At 72.0% G+C, this 17,228-nt stretch carries 18 protein-coding genes and 3 tRNA genes; 13 read left to right on the top strand and 8 right to left on the bottom strand.

Going from position 1 to position 17,228, the window contains the following annotated elements; genetic code table 11:
- Nucleotides 1-3 precede the first annotated feature (3 nt).
- The 5 genes from ACZ3HQ_RS04480 to ACZ3HQ_RS04460 all read left to right on the top strand — a co-directional run bounded on the left by ACZ3HQ_RS04480 (nucleotide 4) and on the right by ACZ3HQ_RS04460 (nucleotide 4,874).
- On the top strand, nucleotides 4-1,578 hold the full coding sequence (locus ACZ3HQ_RS04480; RefSeq protein WP_467507857.1) for a complex I subunit 4 family protein: 1,575 nt from the start codon (nucleotides 4-6) through the stop codon (nucleotides 1,576-1,578).
- Complete coding sequence (locus ACZ3HQ_RS04475) at nucleotides 1,575-3,098, top strand: NADH-quinone oxidoreductase subunit N (RefSeq protein WP_467507856.1); 1,524 nt, start codon at nucleotides 1,575-1,577, stop codon at nucleotides 3,096-3,098. Before ACZ3HQ_RS04480 ends, ACZ3HQ_RS04475 begins: the two co-directional genes overlap by 4 nt.
- 145 nt (nucleotides 3,099-3,243) lie before the next feature.
- Nucleotides 3,244-4,107, top strand: coding sequence for a zinc metalloprotease HtpX (gene htpX, locus ACZ3HQ_RS04470; RefSeq protein ID WP_467507854.1), 864 nt, complete (start codon nucleotides 3,244-3,246; stop codon nucleotides 4,105-4,107).
- On the top strand, nucleotides 4,104-4,502 hold the full coding sequence (locus ACZ3HQ_RS04465) for a YccF domain-containing protein (RefSeq protein WP_467507853.1): 399 nt from the start codon (nucleotides 4,104-4,106) through the stop codon (nucleotides 4,500-4,502). Before htpX ends, ACZ3HQ_RS04465 begins: the two co-directional genes overlap by 4 nt.
- Nucleotides 4,503-4,607: 105 nt before the next feature.
- Entirely contained in the window at nucleotides 4,608-4,874 is a 267-nt protein-coding gene (locus ACZ3HQ_RS04460; protein WP_467507852.1) for a GlsB/YeaQ/YmgE family stress response membrane protein, read from the top strand.
- Between the two features lie 3 nt (nucleotides 4,875-4,877).
- Here the strand turns inward: ACZ3HQ_RS04460 and ACZ3HQ_RS04455 are convergent, their stop codons facing one another.
- Complete coding sequence (locus ACZ3HQ_RS04455) at nucleotides 4,878-5,138, bottom strand: hypothetical protein (protein WP_030811588.1); 261 nt, start codon at nucleotides 5,136-5,138, stop codon at nucleotides 4,878-4,880.
- A 70-nt stretch (nucleotides 5,139-5,208) separates the two neighbouring features.
- Complete coding sequence (locus ACZ3HQ_RS04450) at nucleotides 5,209-5,697, bottom strand: YajQ family cyclic di-GMP-binding protein (RefSeq protein WP_086693011.1); 489 nt, start codon at nucleotides 5,695-5,697, stop codon at nucleotides 5,209-5,211.
- Nucleotides 5,698-5,921: 224 nt separating this feature from the next.
- Between ACZ3HQ_RS04450 and ACZ3HQ_RS04445 the strand changes: the two genes are divergently transcribed.
- Nucleotides 5,922-6,003 (top strand) — tRNA-Tyr (locus ACZ3HQ_RS04445).
- Nucleotides 6,004-6,034: 31 nt separating this feature from the next.
- Here the strand turns inward: ACZ3HQ_RS04445 and ACZ3HQ_RS04440 are convergent.
- Both ACZ3HQ_RS04440 and ACZ3HQ_RS04435 read right to left on the bottom strand, forming a co-directional pair.
- Nucleotides 6,035-9,205 carry a tetratricopeptide repeat protein gene (locus tag ACZ3HQ_RS04440; RefSeq protein WP_467507849.1) on the bottom strand — a complete coding sequence of 1,057 codons (3,171 nt, stop codon included), beginning with the start codon at nucleotides 9,203-9,205 and terminating at the stop codon, nucleotides 6,035-6,037.
- A 213-nt stretch (nucleotides 9,206-9,418) separates the two neighbouring features.
- Complete coding sequence (locus ACZ3HQ_RS04435; protein WP_467507848.1) at nucleotides 9,419-9,931, bottom strand: lamin tail domain-containing protein; 513 nt, start codon at nucleotides 9,929-9,931, stop codon at nucleotides 9,419-9,421.
- Nucleotides 9,932-10,280: 349 nt separating this feature from the next.
- Here ACZ3HQ_RS04435 and ACZ3HQ_RS04430 point away from each other — a divergent pair, with 349 nt between their 5' ends.
- Nucleotides 10,281-10,493 carry a hypothetical protein gene (locus ACZ3HQ_RS04430; protein ID WP_130331399.1) on the top strand — a complete coding sequence of 71 codons (213 nt, stop codon included), beginning with the start codon at nucleotides 10,281-10,283 and terminating at the stop codon, nucleotides 10,491-10,493.
- 83 nt (nucleotides 10,494-10,576) lie between these two features.
- Here the strand turns inward: ACZ3HQ_RS04430 and ACZ3HQ_RS04425 are convergent, their stop codons facing one another.
- On the bottom strand, nucleotides 10,577-11,233 hold the full coding sequence (locus ACZ3HQ_RS04425; protein WP_467507846.1) for an SDR family oxidoreductase: 657 nt from the start codon (nucleotides 11,231-11,233) through the stop codon (nucleotides 10,577-10,579).
- 158 nt (nucleotides 11,234-11,391) lie between these two features.
- The gene (locus ACZ3HQ_RS04420; RefSeq protein ID WP_467507844.1) at nucleotides 11,392-12,627 is read right to left on the bottom strand and encodes an amidohydrolase family protein; all 1,236 of its coding nucleotides are present in this window, start codon (nucleotides 12,625-12,627) and stop codon (nucleotides 11,392-11,394) included.
- Nucleotides 12,628-12,838: 211 nt separating this feature from the next.
- Between ACZ3HQ_RS04420 and ACZ3HQ_RS04415 the strand changes: the two genes are divergently transcribed.
- From ACZ3HQ_RS04415 to ACZ3HQ_RS04390, 6 genes are all read left to right on the top strand, one after another.
- A tRNA-Thr gene (locus tag ACZ3HQ_RS04415) sits at nucleotides 12,839-12,911 on the top strand.
- A gap of 46 nt (nucleotides 12,912-12,957) precedes the next feature.
- A tRNA-Met gene (locus tag ACZ3HQ_RS04410) sits at nucleotides 12,958-13,030 on the top strand.
- Between the two features lie 90 nt (nucleotides 13,031-13,120).
- Nucleotides 13,121-13,285 carry a 50S ribosomal protein L33 gene (rpmG, locus tag ACZ3HQ_RS04405; RefSeq protein ID WP_003948671.1) on the top strand — a complete coding sequence of 55 codons (165 nt, stop codon included), beginning with the start codon at nucleotides 13,121-13,123 and terminating at the stop codon, nucleotides 13,283-13,285.
- Nucleotides 13,286-13,394: 109 nt separating this feature from the next.
- On the top strand, nucleotides 13,395-13,847 hold the full coding sequence (locus tag ACZ3HQ_RS04400) for an FAS1-like dehydratase domain-containing protein (RefSeq protein WP_467507842.1): 453 nt from the start codon (nucleotides 13,395-13,397) through the stop codon (nucleotides 13,845-13,847).
- A gap of 6 nt (nucleotides 13,848-13,853) precedes the next feature.
- Nucleotides 13,854-14,282, top strand: a complete 429-nt coding sequence (locus ACZ3HQ_RS04395) for a MaoC family dehydratase (RefSeq protein ID WP_467507841.1) — start codon at nucleotides 13,854-13,856, stop codon at nucleotides 14,280-14,282.
- Between the two features lie 91 nt (nucleotides 14,283-14,373).
- Nucleotides 14,374-15,429 carry a UDP-N-acetylmuramate dehydrogenase gene (locus ACZ3HQ_RS04390; RefSeq protein WP_467507839.1) on the top strand — a complete coding sequence of 352 codons (1,056 nt, stop codon included), beginning with the start codon at nucleotides 14,374-14,376 and terminating at the stop codon, nucleotides 15,427-15,429.
- Between the two features lie 44 nt (nucleotides 15,430-15,473).
- Here ACZ3HQ_RS04390 and ACZ3HQ_RS04385 read toward each other — a convergent pair whose 3' ends face one another.
- Both ACZ3HQ_RS04385 and ACZ3HQ_RS04380 read right to left on the bottom strand, forming a co-directional pair.
- Nucleotides 15,474-16,106, bottom strand: a complete 633-nt coding sequence (locus ACZ3HQ_RS04385; protein WP_467507838.1) for an NAD(P)-dependent oxidoreductase — start codon at nucleotides 16,104-16,106, stop codon at nucleotides 15,474-15,476.
- Nucleotides 16,103-17,146, bottom strand: coding sequence for an adenosine deaminase (locus tag ACZ3HQ_RS04380; protein ID WP_467507836.1), 1,044 nt, complete (start codon nucleotides 17,144-17,146; stop codon nucleotides 16,103-16,105). Before ACZ3HQ_RS04380 ends, ACZ3HQ_RS04385 begins: the two co-directional genes overlap by 4 nt.
- Nucleotides 17,147-17,228: the final 82 nt, after the last annotated feature.

The following is a 17,228-nucleotide window of genomic DNA, read 5'->3' as shown; positions in this document are numbered from 1 at the left end:
GGCGTGATCGGTATCAGCGAATCAGTGATGCAGTTCCTTCTGGCGTTCGTCGTCGCCGTGCCGTTCCTCGGCGCGGCCGCCGCCCTTCTGCCCGCCCCGCCCGGACTCAGGGGCAAGTCCCCCGGCCAGGCCGTGCTCCGGCACGGCGTGACCGTGACCGGCGTGGTCCTCGTCGCCGCGATCGTCCTCGCGCTCGGCTTCGACCACGACCACCCCTCGAAGATGCAGGCCACGACCGACATCAGTTGGATTCCCGCACTCCACGTGCGCATCCACCTCGGCATCGACGGCATCTCCCTCCCCCTTCTCCTCCTGACCGCGCTGCTGACCTTCCTCTGCGCGCTCCACTCCTACTTCAAGCCGCCCGCGGGGCCCTCCCCGAAAGCGTTCACCGCCCTGGTCCTGCTGCTCGAAGGGGGCACCCTCGCCTCCTTCGCCGTGCTCGACCTCGTCCTGTTCTTCCTGGCCTTCGAGACCGTGCTGATCCCGATGTACTTCCTCATCGCCCGCTGGGGCGGCGAGGGCCGGGCCCGGGCCGCGTGGAAGTTCATCCTGTACACGCTGCTCGGCTCCGTGATCATGCTGCTCGGCCTGCTGCTGATCGGGATCAAAGCGGGCACATTCGACATGGTGGCACTCGCCACTGACAACGGCCGGTCGCTGACCACATCCGTGCAGGTCATCGCCGTTCTGGCGATCGGGATCGGCCTCGCGGTGAAGGCGCCGATGTGGCCCCTGCACAGTTGGCTCCCGGACGCCCACACCGCCGCCCCGACCGTCGGCTCGGTGCTGCTCGCCGGGGTCCTGCTGAAGATGGGCACGTACGGGTTCGTCCGCATCCTGCTCCCGGTCGCGCCCGACGGTTTCCGGGTGTTCGCGCCGTACCTCGCCGCGTTCGCCGTGGTCGGGATCATCTACGGGTCTCTGGCCTGCCTCTCGCTCGCCAAGCGGGGCGCGAAGGGCGACCTGAAGCGGCTCATCGCGTACTCGTCCGTCGGCCACATGGGCTTCGTGCTCCTCGGCATCTCCACCATGACCCCGACCGGCGTCAACGGCGCCCTGTTCGCCAACATCGCCCACGGCCTCATCACCGGCCTCCTCTTCTTCCTGGTCGGCGCCCTGAAGGACCGCACGGGCAGCACCGACCTCGACACCCTGGCCGCGCACAGCGGGGGCGCCCTGTACGGGAGGGCCCCGCGGCTCGGGGGGCTGCTCGCCTTCGGCGCCGTCGCCTCGCTCGGGCTGCCCGGACTCGCCGGGTTCTGGGGCGAGATGCTCGCCCTGTTCGGCGCGTTCCAGCCCGCCGCCGGGCTCAGCCGGGCCGCCTACCTGGTCTTCTTGGCGATCGGCGCCTTCGGCACCCTGCTGACCGCCGCGTACCTGCTGGTCGTGGTCCGCCGCGTCTGCATGGGCGACCCGCGCCAGGACCTGCCCGAACTCGCCGACGTACGCGGCTACGAGTTCGCCGCCTGGACCCCGCTCGTCGTCCTCACCGTCCTCGCCGGACTCTGGCCCAGGGCCCTGCTCGGCCTCAGCGACCCGGCCGTGCAGCAGCTCCTCGCAGGAGGGACCCGATGAGCGCCCTGGCCGCACCGGCGGTGAACGCCCTGATCCAGTCCGTCGACTGGCCGGCCATCGCCCCGCCCGTCATCGTCGCCGTCACGGCCCTCGCCGTGCTCGTCACCGACCTGTTCCTGCCCGAGGCCCGCAAGCCGCTCCTCGGGTGGCTCTCCGTCGCCGGCCTGGCCGCCGCCGGGCTCATGCTGCTGCCGCTGCTGGACGGCAACCGCGCCACCTTCTGCCTGACCGGCTCCACGCGCGCGTGCAGCTACACCGCCGACCACTTCACGGTCGTCATCCAGTTCCTCGTCCTCGGCGGCGCCCTCCTCGCGGCCCTGCTGTCCGTGACCGGCGTCCAGGACGACCGGCGGCGCGTCGCGGCCGGGGAGTTCTGGTTCCTGCTGCTCTCCTCGGCGGCCGGCGCGGCCCTGCTGCCCGCCTCCCGCGACCTCGCCACCCTGATCGTCGCCCTGGAAGTCGCCTCCCTGCCCGCCTTCGCCCTGGTCGGCATCCGGCACGGCGAGGCCCGCTCGGCCGAGGCGGCCCTGAAGTTCTTCCTCTCCTCGGTCACCGCCACCGCCGTCAGCCTGATGGGCGTCAGCTTCGTCTACGCCGCCACCGGCACCCTGCACCTCACCGAGATCGCCCGCCGCCTGCCCGGCGTCGACGGCCAGCTCCACACCCTCGTCCAGACCGGCGTCGTCCTCACCCTGGTCGGCTTCGCCTTCAAGACCGCCGCCGTGCCCTTCCACTTCTGGGTGCCCGAGACCTATGTGGGCGCGCCGCTGCCGGTCGCCGCCTACCTCTCGGTCGTCGGCAAGGCGGTCGGCTTCTCCGGCCTGATCCTCGTCACCGTGATCGCCTTCCCGTCGTACGCCGACGTCTGGGGCCCCGCCCTCGCCGTCCTGGCCGCGCTCACCATGACCGCGGGCAACGCCGGTGCCCTCCGGCAGCGGGCCACGCGCGCGTACAGCGCGGTACGCCTCCTCGCGTGGTCCTCCATCGGCCAGGCCGGCTACCTCCTGGTGCCGATCGCCGCCGCCGGATACACGCGCGACGGCCAGCGGGCGATCGGCTCGACCGTCGCCTACGCCCTGATGTACGCCGCCGTGAACCTCGGCGCCTTCGCGGTGGCCGCCCTGGTGGGCCGTACGAAGCCGCTCAACCGGCTCGCCGACTACCGGGGCCTGTACGCCACCAACCCCGTCACCGCCGTCCTCCTGGCCTTCTTCCTGCTGTGCCTGGCCGGGCTCCCGCCGGGCGTGATCGGCCTGTTCGCCAAGGTCACGGTGTTCTCGGCGGCCGTGGACGCCGGGCTCGGCTGGCTCGCCGTGGTCATGGCCGTCAACGTCGTGATCGCGCTCTACTACTACCTCCGGTGGACGGCCCTGCTCTTCCGCGCCCCCGAGGGCGAGCCCGTACGTCACCGCGTCCCCGCCCCGCTCACCGTCGCGCTCGCCCTCACCGCGGCCGTCGGCGTGGCCCTCTCGGGCGCACCCCAGTTGGTGCTGCGCTTCGCCGCCACGACCCTCTTCTGACGGGCGCGGCGGACCTCGCTCACTCGTACGGGTCTCGGCGCCACCGCGCCCACCTGGGAACTCGCGGCCTTCGCCTGGCGTTGACCAGATCGGGAGGGTCCACTGGACCGAAGGGTTCCCACGCCGCACGATCGGGAGGGTCAGGGTGCACCGCCGGCACAACGGGCTCAGGACGGCAGTACTCCTCGGGGCACTGTCGGCGATCATCATCGTCATCGGCAGCTTCTTCGGGCGTACGGGGCTGATCGTCGCGGTCCTGGTCGCGCTCGGCACGAACGCGTACGCGTACTGGAACAGCGACAAGCTGGCCCTGCGCGCGATGCGGGCGCGCCCGGTGAGCGAGTTCGAGGCGCCCGAGCTGTACCGGATCGTGCGCGAGCTGTCCACGCAGGCCCGCCAGCCCATGCCCCGGCTGTACATCTCGCCCACGGAGGCGCCCAACGCCTTCGCCACCGGCCGCAACCCGCGCCACGCGGCCGTCTGCTGCACCGAGGGCATCCTCCGCCTGCTCGACCCGCGCGAGCTGCGCGGTGTCCTCGGCCATGAGCTGAGCCACGTCTACAACCGCGACATCCTCATCTCGTCCGTGGCCGGCGCCCTCGCCTCGGTGATCATGTTCCTGGTCAACTTCGCGTGGCTGATCCCGGTCGGCCGCTCGGACGACGACGAGGGCCCCGGCCTCTTCGGCATGCTCCTGACCATGCTGCTCGGCCCGCTCGCGGCCACCCTGATCCAGATGGCCGTGAGCCGCTCCCGCGAGTACGAGGCGGACGCGTCCGGCGCCCAGCTCACCGGCGACCCGCTGGCCCTCGCGTCGGCGCTGCGCAAGCTGGAGGGCGGCACGCGGCAGCTCCCGCTGCCCCCGGAGCCGCGTATCGAGACCGCGAGCCACATGATGATCGCCAACCCGTTCCGGCCCGGCCAGGGACTGTCCCGGATGTTCTCCACCCACCCGCCCATGGCCGAGCGGATCGCCCGACTGGAGAAGATGGCAGGTCGAAACCGGTGAAGACCCTTCTGAACATCATCTGGCTCGTCCTGAGCGGCTTCTGGCTGTTCCTCGGCTATGTACTCGCCGGCGTGCTGCTCTGCGTCACGGTCATCGGCATCCCCTTCGGGATCGCCGCCTTCCGCATCGCCGTCTACGCCCTGTGGCCCTTCGGGTACACCACCGTCGAGCGCCGGGACGCGGGCGCGCCGTCGTGCGTCGGCAACGTGCTCTGGCTGGTGCTGGCGGGGTGGTGGCTGGCCCTGGCCCACATCACCACGGGCATCGCGCTGTGCCTGACGATCATCGGCATCCCGTTCGGCGTCGCCAACTTCAAGCTGATCCCGGTCTCGCTGCTCCCGCTGGGCCGCGAGATCGTCCGTACCGACGAGCCGTTCGGGGCGCGCGTCGCCTGAGGCAACCGGAACCGGCCCGCGCGGCGTCCTGGCAGGGGACGGGGCACACCGGCTTCTTACGGAGCGCGGGTGTGCGCACGCGGCGCGGAAGGGCAGGTTCCTGGCATGAGCATTCTCGGTTGGATCATCCTGGGCCTGCTGGCCGGAGCCATCGCCAAGCTGCTGCTGCCGGGCCGTGACCCGGGCGGCTTCCTCGGCACGACCCTGATCGGCATCGCGGGCGCGTTCCTCGGCGGCTGGATCTCGTCCCGCTGGCTGGACCACCCGGTCTCCAGGCACTTCTACGACGGCGCGACGTGGGCCGCCGCGATCGGCGGCTCGCTGGTCCTGCTGATCCTGTACCGGGTGATCTTCGGCAACTCGCGGGACTGAGCCTCAGTCCTCGGACCGCCGCTCACTGCGGTGCGTGCCGCGGGCCAGCTCCTGGAGGATCTCGTGCTCGGACCGCCGCGTCGTACGGGCCAGCGTGTGCAGCAGCGCCGCACACAGCGCCGCCGTCCCGTCCAGCAGCGTGTCCGTCGCCCCGGGGTCCTCCTGCCGCCGCTCCTCCAGATACTCCGTCAGGAGCTCGTCCCCGGAGACGTAGGCAGTCATGAACTCGATACCGGTACGCACGCGGTCGTAGTCACTGCTCATGCCGGAACGATCGCACATACGGGGCCCCGCCGCCGGGGAAGCCGGGGCGGGGCCGGGTGCGCGGCCGGAACTACCGGTAGTTCACGAACTGGAGCGCGAAGTCGAAGTCCTTGCCCTTGAGCAGGGCGATGACGGTCTGGAGGTCGTCGCGGCTCTTGGAGCTGACGCGCAGCTCCTCGCCCTGGACCTGCGCCTTGACGCCCTTGGGGCCCTCATCGCGGATGATCTTCGCCACCTTCTTGGCGTTGTCCTGGGAGATGCCCTCCTCGATGGACGCGAAGATCTTGTACTCCTTGCCGGACAACTGGGGCTCGCCCGCGTCCAGCGCCTTCAGCGAGATGCCACGCTTGATCAGCTTGGACTCGAAGACGTCGAGCACGGCCTTCACCCGGTCCTCGGAGTTGGCCTCCATGAGGATCTTCTCGCCGGACCACGAGATCGAGGCGCCCACGCCCTTGAAGTCGTAGCGCTGGGAGATCTCCTTGGCGGTCTGGTTGAGGGCGTTGTCGACCTCCTGCCGCTCGACCTTCGAGACGATGTCGAAACTGGAGTCGGCCATGTCCTGTGGCTCCTTGCATCGGGGGCGGAACGGGGTGCGGACCGTGCGCCGGGGCGCCGGCCGCCGAGCCCGGCATCCAGCCGGACCGCATCCGCCCCAGCCTAGCCACCCCCGGCCCCCGAGGACGGCGATCAACCGGGTGGCGGAGCACCCCCGCGTATCAGGTATTGTTTACGTCGTTGCCAGGGAGCACCGCCAAGGCGGGCCTCCTTCCAACAACCCCCGGCGGTGTGCCCGAGCGGCCAAAGGGAGCAGACTGTAAATCTGCCGGCTCAGCCTTCCCAGGTTCGAATCCTGGCGCCGCCACACGGGAATCAAGGGCCCGTGACCTGCTAACTCAGCAGGTCACGGGCCCTTGGTCGTGTTCCGGGGCCGGCCGCAGGCGTTCCGCCAGGGCGGTCACCGGTTGCTCCGAGGCCGGGACCACGGCTCGGAGGGTCAGTAGGACCGTGTGGAGTTCGTGGCGCTCTCCGGGGTTCGGGTGGGCGTGCAGGAAGGCGGTGAGGTGGGCCTGGGCGTCGGGCCAGGCGGACAGCAGGCAGTGGACGAGGACCAGGTTGCCCAGGGCCGCGACCCGGTGACGGTCACCCTCGCCCGCGTCGGAGGAGCAGAGGTCCACCGAGCGACGGCACTCGTCCTCGTACTCCTGGTCACCGGACAGGAAGAGCACGACCGCCCTCTCGTAGTGCGCCCACCCGTCCTCCGGGCGGATCTCGATCGCGCGGTCGAGATCGGCCAGCGCCTCTTCGACGCGCCCCAGCAGCCGGTGGGTGACACCGCGGTTGGTGAGGGAGTAGGGACTCTCCGGGGCGAGTTCGACGGCTCGGTCGAGGTGGGCGAGTGCCTCGTGGTGCCGTCCCGACAGGCGCAGGGCGCAGCCACGTTCCGCGTGGAGCAGCGCGCCGGTCGAGTCCAGGTCGATCGCGTGGGCCAGGTCGGCGATGGCCTCGTCCCAGCGCGCCAGCGCGCGGTGCGAGCGGCTGCGGGAGAGGAAATACCACGCCTTGGGGCTGATCTCGATGACGCCGGTGTAATCGGCCACGGCGTCCTCGTAGCGCCCCATCGCATGCCAGGTCTGAGCCCGGTTGACGAGGGGCCAGGTGTCCTCCGGGCTGAGTTCGACGGCGTGACCGTAATCCGCCAGCGCCTTCTCGTACTCCTTGAGATCCCGGTGCAGGTTCCCCCGGTTGGTCAGGGCCCATGCGTACGCCGGGTCGATCTCCAGGGCGCGCGTGTAGTCGGCCAGCGCTTCCTGGTGCCGGCCCGTCGCCTGGTGCGTCTGGCCGCGGTTGACGTACGCCCACTTGTAGTCCGGGTCGAGCTCGACGGCACGGTGGTGGTCGGCCAGGGCCTCCTCGTACCTCTTCAGGTTCCGGTGAATGATTCCGCGGTTCGTCAGAGCCCATGTGTACGTGGGGTCGATCTCGATGGCCCGCGTGTAGTCGGCCAGTGCCTCCTGGCTCATCCCCATCTGGTCATGCGTCTGGCCGCGGCTCGCCAGGGACCACGCGTCACCGGGGTCGAGTTCTATGGCCCGGCCGAACTCGGCGAGCGCTTCCTCGTACCGCTTGGCCATCCGCAAGGTCTCGCCGCGGTACTTGATGCTCCACTTGTTGCCGGGCTCGAGTTCGATGGCGCGGTCGAATTCACCGAGCGCCGCCTCGTAGCGGCCCATGGCCAGATAGGTCTGGCCGCGGCTGCGGACGGCCCAGGGCATCGTGGGATCGAGTCCGATGGCCCGGTCGAAGTCCGCGAGCGCCTCCTCGTACCGCCGCGCCCGGCGGAAAGCCTCGCCGCGGCCCCGGATGGCGCGGGGCGTCGGATCGAGCTCGATCGCCCGGGTGTACTCGGTGGCCGATTGCTCGTAGTCCCCGTCGCGGCGGCTCTCCCAGCCCCGGATGGTGTGCACGAGGCTCTGGCCGGCGGCGTCCAGGTTGCCCCGGGAGAGGAGCAACGCCAGGACCGCCGCACCGGGACGCGGCTCTTCCAGGGCGGCGGCGATGTCCCGGCCCCACTTCCGCACGGCCGGCGCGTCCGCGTCCTGGCCGGCCCGGGACAGGGTCTGGGCCCAGCGGCGGAGCGTGGTGACGTCGTGGTCGTAGGCGTCGACCAGCTCACGGAGGGCGGCGGGCAGGGCGGCGTGATGGTCGGCGCACAGCCGGTGGTAGGTCTCCTGGAGCTTGTGGCCGCGCCAGCGCTCGTCCTCCCACGGGTCGTCGGTGGACGACAGATCCCCCTCCAGGTCGCGGCACCGCCGGCCGAACGCCGCCGCCAGGGCGCTGTGCTGCTCCTTCCAGCGCTGCGGGGACTGCTGACGCTGGAGGCGGAGCATCGCCGAGCGCACCACGTCGTGGTAGTGCCCGCGGCCGGCGCGGTGGATGAAGAAGGGGCGGGTACGGAGCCAACTGAACTCCTCCCGCGCCTGCTCGTCCTCCACCACCGTGCGGTAGACGTCCTCGTCCACCTCCTGCGGCAGCGCACACGCCAGGGCGGCCGCACGACGGGCCGGGTTCGTCTCCCACTTGAGGAACCGCTCCACGGCCGTGTCGCTGGGGTCGCCCACCTCCGTGACGCTGGAGGGATGGGCGTCCGCCAGGGTCGAGACCAGCACGGGCAGCCTCCCCGAGAGCTCCAGGATCGCCTCGACGACCTTGTCGTCGGTGACCTCCTTGGCCGCCAGGAGCTGCCGGGCCTCCGTGTCGGTGAACACCTCCAGCGGCAGATCGGTGACCAGATCGAGCCAGTCGCCCCAGCACTGGGCGTCGAGTTGGGGCTGCCCGGCCAGCACGACCAGCACGTTGGCGGGCATCTGCCCGTACCGCTCGGTCACCAGGATGTCGCGCAACCACGCGTCCAGCAGCGGCCCGGTGCGTTCGTAGGTGTCGAAGAAGAGCGCGAGCCACGGCCGTCGCGCGGCGGTCTCCGTCAGGCCCTTCAGGAAGACCGGGGTGAGCACCTGAAGGGGCGAGAGGACCAGTTGGACGTCCTCGGGGCTGCGGAGCCGGTTGCTCAGCAGCGCCTTGAACCGGTCGGCCCCCGCGGCGACCTGGTTCGGGTCGACGGCGCCGGTGAAGGCGCCCACGCCGGGGATCATGCCCAGACCGACCAGCGCCAGTTGCGAGCCGATCATGCTGGACGGGGACGGCGCCGGCTGCTCGTTGCCCTGGCCGGGCTCGGCCGTGCCGGCGAGCATCTCGCCCGCGCTGGTGCTCGCCTCGTGCCGGCGCTGGCGGTAGGTGGACAACAGCTTGTCGAAAGCCTTGAGTTCGCCGCCCTGCTGCGCGAGCTGGGCGCTGATCGACTCCATGGCCTCGATGGCGTCGGCCACCGACTCGTCGACGTAGGCGGTGACGGCCGACGCCTCGCGGGCCGCCGATTCCAACTGCCGGACCAGCGTGGACTTCCCCACCCCGGCCGGGCCATGGATGTGGAACAGGAAGTTGGCCGCCTCGTCGGGCGGCCGGCGCAGGGCCTCCTCGAAGGCGGCCTGCTCCTGCCGGCGCCCCACCAGGCTGCTCCGGCGGCGCCTCCGAATCAGCTCCTGCCGGGAAATCCCCCGCCCCGTCACCGGCAACCCCCCTCGCAGTGGCCCGACGTCCGCACCATGCTCTCCCACGCCGGGCCCGCTGTCTCCGGGACGGACCACGACAACCGGCGCGGACCCCCCAGAAGGGCCCGCGCCGGTCGCGGTGAGTCCGGGTACGCCCGTCAGGGCGCCGGATCAGCGGTGGTCGTGGCCCCGGCCGTTGTGGTTGCGGTTGTCGTCCCAGCGGTGGTTGCGCTCGCCCCACGAGACGCTGTCCACCACGCGGCGGAAGTCGTTGCGGAGGGTGGCGGTGTCGCGGCGGTTGTCCCAGACGTAGTTGCGGCGGTCCAGGAAGAGGTCGCGGGCGGTGTCGCGGCCGACGCCCGTGTGGACGCGGACGGTCTGGTGGCCGCCGAGGCTGAAGTGGCGGAAGGTGTAGGTGACCCCGCGCCGGTCCTCCGTCAGCCTCCAGCCGTCGAGGTTCACGCGGTGGCGGGAGTTGTTGGTGACCTCCACCCACTCCTTGTTGAGGGAGCGGTTGGAGCCGTTGTCCCAGCCGGGGGAGTCGTACTGCACGCGGCTGATCTCGACGTTCTCGCGGTGAGAGCGGTCCGCGGCGGTGGCCGGCAGGGCCGCCGCTCCGACCAGCGCCCCGGCAGCGAGAGCGGCGGCGGCCAGGCGACGGGCGGTCACGGAAGACGAAGTCACAGGGTCTCCTGCAAGGTGCGGGCACCCGCCCACGGGGCGAACCGCGGGCGGAAAGCGTGCGATGTGCGGATGGCGACCTGCTGGCCGCGCAGACACCACTTTGGCGGGATGCGGAGGAGATGTGGTGGAAACGTGAACCCCGTTACTGATCAACCATGTTTCCGTGACTCTTGGCTGTAACGTCCATTCATAGGAAGAATGCACCAAGTTGACGTCCCGAACGGGGCGGAACCCTTGTGATCACTGGGCTGAGTCCCCGGTCGGCCGGCTCACGCCACCCCGGCCACCCCGGACCCGTCACCCGAAAGTGAGTAACAGCGCTGTCGGACCCGCAGGGCACACTGGTCCCATGTCGTCGCGCCGCAGAACCTGCCCCGTGTGCCACCGCGAGATCGCCGTCGTCGCCGGCCGCTTCGCGCGCCACGACCCGCCCGGCGCACGGGAGAGCCAGGAGATGGTGTCCTGCGCGGGCTCCCGGCAGCACGCCCAGATCGGCGCGGCCCAGCCCACGCTGGACGGCTACGTCGTCCCCGACTTCCCCGGCCAGCTCCCGCTGTTCTGACACGGCCGCAGCCCCGCTGAAGCCGCCTCACCGGCACAGGCACACCGCGTTCCCGCCGGCGCCACAGCCCTGCTGAGGCTCCCTCAGTTCCCCGCGACCGCCTTCACTGCCACCGCCACCGGCACCGACCCCTCGATCAGCTCCAGCGTCAGCCCCGCCGTCGACGAGGACTCCACCAGCTCCGCCAGCACGGCCGCCACGTCGTCCCGCGCGACCGAGCCCCGCCCGGTGTGCGCCGCCAGCCTGACCAGCCCCGTGCCCGGCTCGTCCGTCAGCGAACCGGGGCGCAGGATCGTCCAGTCGAGGGCGTCCTGCGCGGTGACGTACGCGTCCGCCTCGCCCTTGGCCCGCAGGTACACGTCGAAGACCTCGGTGCCGGTCTTCTGGGGGTCCGCGCCCATCGAGGACACCACCACGAACCGCCGGACCCCGGCCCGCACCGCCGCGTCGGCGAACAGCACCGCCGCGCCCTTGTCCACCGTCTCCTTGCGCTCCGTACCGCTGCCCGGCCCGGCACCGGCCGCGAACACGGCGGCGTCGGCACCCCGCAGCGCCTCCGCGACCTCCTCCACCGACGCGGACTCCAGGTCCAGCAGGACCGGGTCGGCACCGGCCGCCCGCAGCTCCGCCGCCTGTTCCGGCTTGCGGATGATGCCCGCGACCTCGTCCCCGCGCGCCGAGAGCAGCCGCTCCAGCCGCAGTGCGATCTGACCATGACCTCCAGCGATGACAATGCGCATGGCTACGACCGTACGCCCGCCGGGACCCATCCGCCCCACGAGCCGGCCCCGCCCGGAGAACGTCCCCCCGAGGGACCACGGCGCACGACGGCAACCGGGGGCGCACACGACACCCACCCGTGCCACAGACGGGCCAACTCCCCGTGGAAAAAACGCTGTTACGACAACTTCTTGCGCCCCTGCCGGGGCAGCCCCAGCTCCGCCTCGGCCGCCGAGTTGCAGTACTCCCGCACCGCGCTGGTCCGGGCCACCACCCGCCCCCGGTGCACGACGATCCTGCTGTACGCCAGCGACAGCGCCCCTGCCAACTCCTCCCCGCGCACCGCCAGCAGCTCCGCCGGGAACCCCGCCTCCACCCGCACCTCCGGCAGCCCCAGCACCGCCCGCGCCGACGCGCTCACCGTGTCGTAGGCGTCGGCCGGACGCATCCCGTGGACCGACGCGAGGAGGTAAGCCGCCTCCAGGGGGTCGCCCCGGCCCACCGGGTTGGCCAGGTCCCGCAGGGCGCCGCCGCCCGCAGCGACCCGCACCCCGGCCGCGCGCAGCAGCCGTACCGGCGCGGTGCCCCGGCGGTCGGTGCCGGCGCAGCCGCCCTGGGGGAGGCAGACCACCGCGATCCCGGCGGCCGCCAGCCGGTCCGCGACCCGGTGCGCGGTCTCGGCGGGCAGCCGGGCGAGGGCCGCGCACGGGCCGAGCGCCACACCGGGCCGCAGGCCCCCCGCCATCGCCGCGAACCGCGACAGCCGGGCCGAGTCCGCCGCGTCGGTGTGCAGATCCACCGGGCAGCCCTGCTCGGCGGCCACCTCCAGCACCGCCTCCACGTAGCCGATGGGGTCGGGGTCCAGGTCGGGGCAGCCGCCCACCACGTCGGCGCCCATCTTCACCGCGTCCCGCAGCATCGCCAGACCGTCCGCACCGGCGACCCCGGTCAGCAGCCTCGGCATCGCCACCGTGGTCAGCTCCGCGAGCCCGCGCAGCGAACGGCGGGCCTGGAGCACCGCCCCCAGCGCGCCGAGCCCCTGCACATCGCCGATCCGCACCTGGGCCCGTACCGCCGTCGCGCCGTGGCCGAGCTGGAGCAGGGTCGCCTCGGTCACTCTGCGTGCCACGTCCTCGGGGGCGGCCGGAGGCGGGCCGGGGGCTTCGGCGGTGAGGCAGGTGTCGCCGTGGGCGTGCGGCTCGGCGGGGGCCGGGAGCAGCAGATAGCCGCGCAGGTCGACCCGCGGGGCGCCGGCACGGGCCGGGCCGCGGGCCAGGGTGCCCGCCGTGCCGACCGCCTCGATACGGCCGCCGCCCAGCCGTACGTCCACCGTCCGCCCGTCGGTCAGCCGCGCCCCGCACAGCACGAGGGCGCCCTGCTCGGGGGCGGGACTGGGCGGCCGGCTGTCGGTCATCGGACTCCTGAGGGCGGGGGACGCGGAGCAAGATCACGCAGAGTGTCCGAGGGTAGGGTCGGCGGCCGCGCGGACCGCGCAGGAGGGCAATAGTCGTACCGGCGTGGCACGGTCCCGGAGGGGCGTCAGGGGCTGGTGGGACGGCCCGCGATGGGCGCCCGGATACGGATTTGGGCGATCGGCGGCGGACCGTGTAATGTCTTCCTCGCTCGCCCCAATAGCTCAGTCGGCAGAGCGTCTCCATGGTAAGGAGAAGGTCAACGGTTCGATTCCGTTTTGGGGCTCTGGTGTGAGAGGTACCCGTCGCAAGGCGGGTTCCGATCTCATCAAAGCGGTGTAGCTCAGTCGGTAGAGCAAGCGGCTCATAATCGCTGTGTCACCGGTTCAAGTCCGGTCACCGCTACTGACAGTAGCCGATTGCGGGGTCGGTCCTTCGATCGGCTACTCTTACATGCGTTGAACTAGCCCATCCGTTCGTCCTAGGAGCACTCACGTGGCTGCCACCGACGTCCGCCCGAAGATCACGCTGGCCTGCGTGGAGTGCAAGGAGCGGAACTACATCACCAAGAAGAACCGGCGTAACAACCCGGACCGTCTTGAGATGAAGAAGCACTGCCCGCGTTGCAATGCGCACACCGCGCACCGCGAAACGCGATAAATCAGGCTCGTACTTGAGGCCGCCCCCAGCAGTATGGGGGGCGGCCTCAAGTCGTTTTCCCCACGCGTTTCCCACGCGTCACTCCGCTAGACCAGGAGGTACCGGGCCCATGGCGCTCGACCAGTCCTTCGTGGGGCGTACCTACCCGCCCACCGAGCCCTACGAGGTGGGCCGGGAGAAGATCCGCGAGTTCGCCGAGGCCGTCGGCGACACCAACCCGGCGTACCGCGACCCGGAGGCCGCCGAGGCGTACGGGCACGCCGATGTGATCGCCCCGCCGACCTTCGTGTTCTCCATCACCTTCCGCGCCGCCGGACAGGTCGTCGAGGACCCCCAGCTCGGCCTGGACTACAGCCGCGTGGTGCACGGCGACCAGAAGTTCGCCTACACGCGCCCGGTACGCGCCGGTGACCGGCTCACCGTGACCTCCACCATCGAGGCCATCAAGTCCATGGCGGGCAACGACATCCTGGACATCCGGGGCGAGGTGCACGACGCGTCCGGCGAACACGTGGTGACCGCCTGGACCAAGCTGGTGGCCCGCGCGGCCGAGGAGGTCTGAGCAGCGATGACCGCGAAGATCGCGTACGACGACGTCGAGGTCGGCACCGAACTCCCGGCGCAGACCTTCCCCGTGACCCGCGCCACCCTGGTGCGCTACGCGGGCGCCTCCGGGGACTTCAACCCCATCCACTGGAACGAGCGGTTCGCCAAGGAGGTGGGCCTGCCGGACGTCATCGCGCACGGCATGTTCACCATGGCCGAGGCCATCCGCGTCGTCACCGACTGGACCGGTGACCCGGCCGCCGTCGTGGAGTACGGCGTCCGCTTCACCAAGCCGGTCGTCGTGCCCGACGACGACAAGGGCGCGCTGATCGAGGTCTCGGCGAAGGTCGCGGCCAAGCTGGACGACAACACCGTCCGCGTCGACCTCACCGCGACCAGCGCCGGCCAGAAGGTGCTCGGCATGTCCCGGGCGGTCGTCCGGCTGGCCTGACGCACGGCGCCGCCTCACCGCGGCGGAAGTAAGGGGCGTCCGCAATGGCGGGCGCCCCTTACCGTTTCCCGCGTCTCGTAGTCTTGCCCCCGTGCACGTACTCCACGACGCCCCCCTGGCCCCGCTGACCACCTTCCGGCTGGGCGGTCCCGCGACCCGGCTGGTCACCGCCACCACCGACGCCGAGGTGATCGAAGCCGTCCGCGAGGCCGACGCCGACGGCACCCCGCTGCTGGTCATCGGCGGCGGCTCCAACCTGGTCATCGGCGACAAGGGCTTCGACGGCACCGCCCTGCGCATCGCCACCCGTGGCGTCGTACTGCGCGGCACCACCCTGGAACTGGCCGCCGGCGAGGTCTGGACCGACGCCGTCGCCCGCACCGTCGAGGCGGGGCTCGCCGGCATCGAGTGCCTGGCCGGCATCCCCGGCTCGGCGGGCGCCACCCCGATCCAGAACGTCGGCGCGTACGGCCAGGAGGTCTCCTCCACCATCACCGAGGTGACCGCCTACGACCGCCGCGCGGGCGAGACCGTCACGCTCACCGGCGAGGAGTGCGCCTTCTCCTACCGCCACAGCCGCTTCAAGGCCGACCCCGAGCGCTATGTCGTGCTCCGCGTCCGCTTCGAGTTGGAGGACGCGGCCGGCCTGTCGGCGCCGGTCCGGTACGCGGAGACCGCGCGCGTCCTCGGCGTCGAGCCCGGCGACCGGGTGTCGCTGGCCGACGCCCGCGAGACCGTGCTGAGGCTGCGCGCGGGCAAGGGCATGGTCCTCGACCCCGAGGACCATGACACCTGGTCCGCCGGGTCCTTCTTCACCAACCCGATCCTGGACGAGGAGCGGTTCGCCGCCTTCCGGGACCGGGTGCGCGAACACCTCGGCGCGGACGCCGTACCGCCCGCCTACCCGGCGGGGGAGGGGCTCACGAAGACCTCGGCGGCCTGGCTGATCGACAAGGCCGGCTTCACCAAGGGGTACGGCACCGGGCCCGCCCGTATCTCCACCAAGCACACCCTGGCCCTCACCAACCGGGGCGAGGCCACCACCGAGGATCTGCTGGCGCTGGCCCGCGAGGTCGTCGCCGGGGTCCGGGACGTGTTCGGCGTGACGCTGGTCAACGAGCCGGTGACCGTGGGCGTCAGCATCTAGTACGCCGACCGATAGCCCGGCCGATACCCCGACTGATACGCCGGCTAGTACGCCACCCCGACGCCCTGCCGGACCGTCGCCGGGTCATCGGTCGCCGCCAGCATCGCGTGCGCCACGTCCGCGCGGCCGATGGTCCGGCCGCCCCGCGGAAAGCCGCCGACCACCGTGCGGTAGCGGCCGGTCAGGGGCCGGTCCAGCAGGCGCGGCGGGCGTACCGAGGTCCACTCGGCGGTGCTGCGGGCCAGCTCCGCCTCCGTCTCGCGCAGGTCGGCGTAGACGTCCTTGAAGACGGCCGACACCACGGACCGCACCGCGCGGTCCAGGGCGCCGTCGTCCTCGGGGGCCGGGCCCACCGGGGCGGCGCTGACGATCACCAGCCGGCGCACGTCCTCCGCCGCCATCGCGGCCAGCACCGCGCGGGTCAGCCGGGCCGTGACGCCCGCGGCCTTGCGGGAGCGCGCCCCCAGCCCCGACAGGACCGCGTCCCGCCCCGCGACCGCCGCGCGCAGCGCCTCCGGGCCGGACATGTCGGCCCGGACCACGTGCAGCCGGTCCCCGGTGACGGTGAGCCGGGCGGGGTCCCGGACGACGGCCGTCACCTCGTGCCCCGTGTCCAGGGCCTGCCGGACGATCTCGCCCCCCACACCGCCGGTGGCGCCGAAAACGGTCAGCCTCATGCGCTCACCGGCTCGGTCAGCCACGCGTCGACGCCCGCCAGCAGACGTTCCTTCGTCTCGGTGGGCGCCGCCGAGCCGCGCACCGACTGCCGGGCCAGTTCGGCGAGTTCCGCGTCGGTGAAGCCGTGGTGGTGGCGGGCGATCTCGTACTGGGCGGCCAGCCGGGAGCCGAAGAGGAGGGGGTCGTCGGCGCCGAGGGCCAGCGGGACACCGCTCTCGAACAGAGTGCGCAGGGGGACGTCCTCGGGCTTCTCGTAGACGCCGAGCGCCACGTTGGAGGCCGGGCAGACCTCGCAGGTGACGCCCCGGTCCGCCAGCCGCTTCAGCAGGCGCGGGTCCTCCGCCGCGCGCACCCCGTGCCCGATTCGGGTGGCGTGCAGGTCGTCCAGGCAGTCCCGCACCGACGCCGGGCCGGTCAGCTCACCGCCGTGCGGCGCCGACAGCAGGCCGCCCTCGCGGGCGATGTGGAAGGCCCGGTCGAAGTCGCGGGCCATGCCCCGCCGCTCGTCGTTGGAGAGGCCGAAGCCGACGACGCCCCGGTCCGCGTACCGCACCGCCAGCCGGGCCAGGGTGCGGGCGTCCAGCGGGTGCTTCATCCGGTTCGCGGCCACCAGCACCCGCATCCCGAGCCCGGTCTCGCGGGAGGCGGTGTCCACCGCGTCCAGGATGATCTCCAGCGCCGGGATCAGCCCGCCCAGCCGGGGGGCGTACGAGGTCGGGTCGACCTGGATCTCCAGCCAGCCCGAGCCGTCCCGGACGTCCTCCTCGGCGGCCTCCCGCACCAGCCGCTGGATGTCCTCGGGTTCTCTCAGACACGAGCGCGCGGCGTCGTACAGCCGCTGGAAGCGGAACCAGCCGCGCTCGTCGGTGGCCCGCAGCTTGGGCGGTTCGCCGCTGGTCAGGGCCTCGGTCAGGGTCTCGGGCAGCCGTACGCCGTACTTGTCGGCCAGCTCCAGGACGGTGCCGGGGCGCATCGAGCCGGTGAAGTGCAGATGCAGATGGGCCTTGGGAAGCTCCGAGAGATCACGTACACGCTCCATCCAGAGATCCTGCCGCACCGGGGGGCCGCACCGGTAGCCGGTTCCCCTTCAGTGGTCATGCTCGTACACAGAAACGGGGTCC

This window comes from Streptomyces sp. NPDC018263 (genome assembly GCF_055562575.1).
The sequence above is the reverse complement of the archived record's forward strand: the minus strand, read 5'-3'. Positions and strand labels throughout refer to the sequence as shown.